The 4,020-nt window shown below is 51.4% G+C and carries 4 protein-coding genes; all 4 read right to left on the bottom strand.

Annotation, left to right across the window (positions count from 1 at the left end; all coding sequences use genetic code 11):
* Positions 1-211 precede the first annotated feature (211 nt).
* The 4 genes from ACW73I_RS22840 to ACW73I_RS22825 all read right to left on the bottom strand — a co-directional run bounded on the left by ACW73I_RS22840 (position 212) and on the right by ACW73I_RS22825 (position 3,890).
* Complete coding sequence (locus ACW73I_RS22840; protein WP_458031814.1) at positions 212-934, bottom strand: DUF4410 domain-containing protein; 723 nt, start codon at positions 932-934, stop codon at positions 212-214.
* A 360-nt stretch (positions 935-1,294) separates the two neighbouring features.
* The gene (locus tag ACW73I_RS22835; RefSeq protein WP_458031813.1) at positions 1,295-2,755 is read right to left on the bottom strand and encodes a mechanosensitive ion channel; all 1,461 of its coding nucleotides are present in this window, start codon (positions 2,753-2,755) and stop codon (positions 1,295-1,297) included.
* 360 nt (positions 2,756-3,115) lie between these two features.
* Positions 3,116-3,553, bottom strand: coding sequence for a hypothetical protein (locus ACW73I_RS22830; RefSeq protein ID WP_458031812.1), 438 nt, complete (start codon positions 3,551-3,553; stop codon positions 3,116-3,118).
* Positions 3,554-3,764: 211 nt separating this feature from the next.
* Positions 3,765-3,890, bottom strand: coding sequence for a hypothetical protein (locus ACW73I_RS22825; protein ID WP_458031811.1), 126 nt, complete (start codon positions 3,888-3,890; stop codon positions 3,765-3,767).
* Positions 3,891-4,020 lie beyond the last annotated feature (130 nt).

The following is a 4,020-nucleotide window of genomic DNA, read 5'->3' as shown; positions in this document are numbered from 1 at the left end:
GCCTACAACCTGACACGCATGGGCGCCATTTTCGGCTGGCGTTACAGCACCGCCTAGGCGGTGCTGCGCCTAAAATCCGCCAAAAGGCGGCATTTAAATCCCTTCGGGATGAATATAACCGGCTAGAACCGGTTTTTGAGCCTTAATCAGGCTAGCAGACCACCCGGCGCTTCAAAAAATGGCGTCGAAACCGAAGGTATGGCGGCAAATTTCAACAGCCTGCTAAGACAAATTTAGCCGCAGCAACATAGGGATTCATGGTTACGATAGCGCCGGGGATTTTTTTTGGATCTTTGACGGTTCCGAACACAATGAAGGGTTCTAGCGGGTTTGCGCTGGTCAAATCGCTAATCCCGATCTGCACATCCATTTTCGTGGCACCTTGGCCGAAGCCGATTACGGCTCGTTTGAGGCGGTTACCTTCGTCCACCTCGGTAAACACCCCTTGTAACAGCCAACCGTTTACGGGCAACGCCGTAGACCTAAGATTTGTTAGACCCTGTGCGGCGAAACCCTTGCGCATGAGGCTATCAATAAGACTTTGGTTCATTTCCGTAACGATTTTTTCCGCTCGCTGTTCGGGGTCGGCATTTACCGTTGGATGCGGCAAATTTTCGACAAATCGCTTTAAGCGTCTACCGGGTAATATGCCGCCAATGCCCTGTTCGGTTTGGAGATGTTCGACATCTAAGGCAAAGTCACTGACATAAATGACCGTCGGTCGCGCAATTGGCCATGGATTTTTAATCTGCTCGTCGAGGACTTCAACGGAACCCGACGATCCGTGCGAAATGAACTGTTTGTTACAACCAACAGCCGACGCGGCAATCAGCAGGAAAATAGCGAACCAAGCTTTAAGAGTTCGGTTTAACTTAGCACGTTCTTCGCAAACAGGATCGTGTATTAATCCTTGCGGCCAGCCCGACGGAATCATCTGATCTCCCCGATTAAAAAAAGACGTCTATAAAAAGTTCGGCTTTTCGCAGCCGCGACCGGTTACACAAATTCGTTACCGCTATTAATTATAAGGGGACAGGGCGCAAATGAACCATCAGCCGGCACTAGACAATATGCTTTGTGGCGGTCAATCCGATGCGGATAACATCGTCAAAATCGGCTCCGTCCTTACGATTCGCCACGGACGGAACGATACCCGCAAACACCGACCATTTATGTCCGCATTCGTCGATACAAACACTCGTACGGCTTAAAGCGGTTAATCAAGGTGTGAGAAATACAAAGCGGGCAAAGTGATCGGGTACGCAATGCTTACCCTGCGACAAAGCGCGCAATTTTAAGGTTCGCCCCGCATTTGCTTGAACCAATATTCCATTTGTTTGCCGGCGGCTTCTCTGCCTCCCAGTCCGAATGACAGCGCAACCGCAACGGCGATAGCGCCCAAGACCAAGCCGAAAGCCATGTTAACGATAGCGTCGGCCAGACCCATCGCATGCAAACCCATCGCCGTGACCAGACCAAGAATTGCAAATCTGGCGATACCCGCCATCAGCTTGCTCTGGCCGCTGCCCTTGAGGATGACCTGATAAATGATATTGGCTAGCCAGAAACCTACGGCCAGAATAATCGAACCCAACAGGATTTTTGCACCGAATTCCACGAAAATCGTGATCAACCCGCCGATTTGATTCAAACCCAGCTGATTCGATGCTTCGATCGCAGCAAACAGCATCGTGAAGAAAATTAGTAACTTACCGATCAGGGCCGACGGCGAAACACTTTCTGCAAACACCGCCTCCAAGCCCAGTGCCGCCGGGACCTTATCGAAATTCATCCCTTGCAGCAGCGTTGTCAACAGGCTTGCGACAAAGCGCGCCACGAAGAATGCGATGACTAGAATAACCACGGCCGCAAAAATATCCGGTATCGTCTGCAAGACGATATTGAGCATATTCGTGGCCGGCGCGGAGATTGCTTCCATTTGCAGGGCTTCCAACGCCGCCACCAAGGCGGGAATGAATACGAAGAAAAACACGATAGCTCCGAGCAGGCGCGATACGCCCATTCCTTCTTCCAAGCCGACGCGCACCCCGAGTCGGTCCGCGCCGGCGGCGGCGAGCAGATTGGAAACGATGTCGCGCAGAATTTTTGCGACAAACCAGCCGACCAAGCCTATGACGCCCGCGGCCACAATATTCGGCAGCATGGCCAATATCGAATTGACCATGTTCTGGACGGGACTCAGCAAGCCTTCAAGCTGGAGAGCGCCGAGAACCGCCGGCAGGAACATCAACACTATGAACCAGTAAACGACGTTACCGATACTTTTGCTGGTCGAGACTCCGCCCTCGGTAACGCCAAGCTTCTCATCCAATTGAGTCGCGTCCAATGCCTTGATCACGAGCATCCGGACGATCGTTCCCAACAACCAGGCAAGCAATAACAAAACACCGCCGGCCGCCAACCTTGGAACATATTGGAAGACCTGCGTCACCAGAGCGTCCAGCGGCTTCGAAACCAGTTCAAGATTGAGGACATTGAACACGGCTATGAATACGATCAACAGGACGGCCCAGTACACGCCCTTGGCGATGCCGGACTCAAAGTCTATCGAAACTTCGCCGCCCTCGGCCACTCTTTGATTCAGTTTGAGCAGCGACAGGGCTTTGCGGACACCGGCTCTGAACACAACGGCAACCAGCCAGCCGATAATAAGAATGGCAAGTGCACCGACGATCTTAGGAAGCTGCTGACCCAGTGTCTCTTGCAGAGAATTCATCAAATTGGTTATGTCCATTATTATTCCCCTTTGACTCATATTCATTAAAGATATTTACGACGTCATAAAGTAACCGGAGTATAAGGAACCATACTTCATTGAAGTTTCCATCAATCCATAACGAATTGATATACGTTTGAATACTTATATCCGTAAAATGATGACGTGGACTTCTTCCATCCCTAACGATATGAATTTCTGTTTGCGATGGCTATTGGTATAGACGGATTGTTCGAGATAAAAATTTGAGCTTGTTATTGGACTTACCAATCCTTAAATTTAAAGTGTTTCCATCGTTGTTTAAATTTCTCCTTATCCTTGTAGTCCGGTAGGATGCAGTGAGGTACGAACCGCATCATTCGCGTTATTCTCTAGCCCCTAACTTCGATAAATCGATGTCAACACCCCAATTTTCAGAATACACACCCTGTTTCGCATAACCATGAAAACTTGAATGGGGCCAATCTTTAACTGATCTAACCCAGCCACGCTTGACCGGGTTCCAATGAATGTAGTCGGCATGCTGCCGGTAATCGGTTTCATCGCGAATAAGATGCTCCCCAAATCGCCGCTGCCGCAAGCCCCTTTCTCCTCGTTTTTCCCGACTTTTTGAAATTCTCTCGCCTTTAGTTTTGCCAAAAACCGGCCAACCAGAGTAATCGACAAACCGTCACCCACGCCGTAATGGGTAGCGCTGTCGAAATGCTGCTGCGCTGATTCGCGAAACAAGCTTTCCGCCACAGGCGATTTGGTAAACCCCAGCGCACGGGCCGATTCGACCGCGCGCGGCAAGTCGCTGCACGCCGTAGTTGGCACGGCGCAGTTCCGCCACGGTTTCCGTCGGTGGCCGATCAACGATGCCGGATGCGTCGTACGCCTTGGCGATGGCGGCCAAATCCTTACCGCGAGCCATGCCCGATAGCTGGACGGCCGGTTTGCCGTGTCTTAACAAGGTGATTTGCATGTCAGGTTTGCGTGCCGATGTAACAAAAATCGCCCGGTTTGGCGGCGAAAAATTTCAAAGCGCTCAATACGGCGTACCGTCCTTATGTGAAAACCGCCAGATACTGTCGGCAAACACAGCCTGCAAGTCGTCGTCCGGGTAGACGACTTGGTCTCCCTCGCTGCGGCCGCCGGTTTCCGGATATTCCACTAACTCGCGGTTTCGTTGACCAGCCGGTAAGCATCTCCGCTACCGGCTTTAAATCCGGAGAGTGTCGGCTTCCGGCGGGAAAGATTGCTAGCCATCCCTGGCTAGCAATCGCGCCTACACCGCCACGTGA

The sequence above is a fragment of the Methylomonas sp. MgM2 genome (assembly GCF_054172045.1).
The sequence above is the reverse complement of the archived record's forward strand: the minus strand, read 5'-3'. Positions and strand labels throughout refer to the sequence as shown.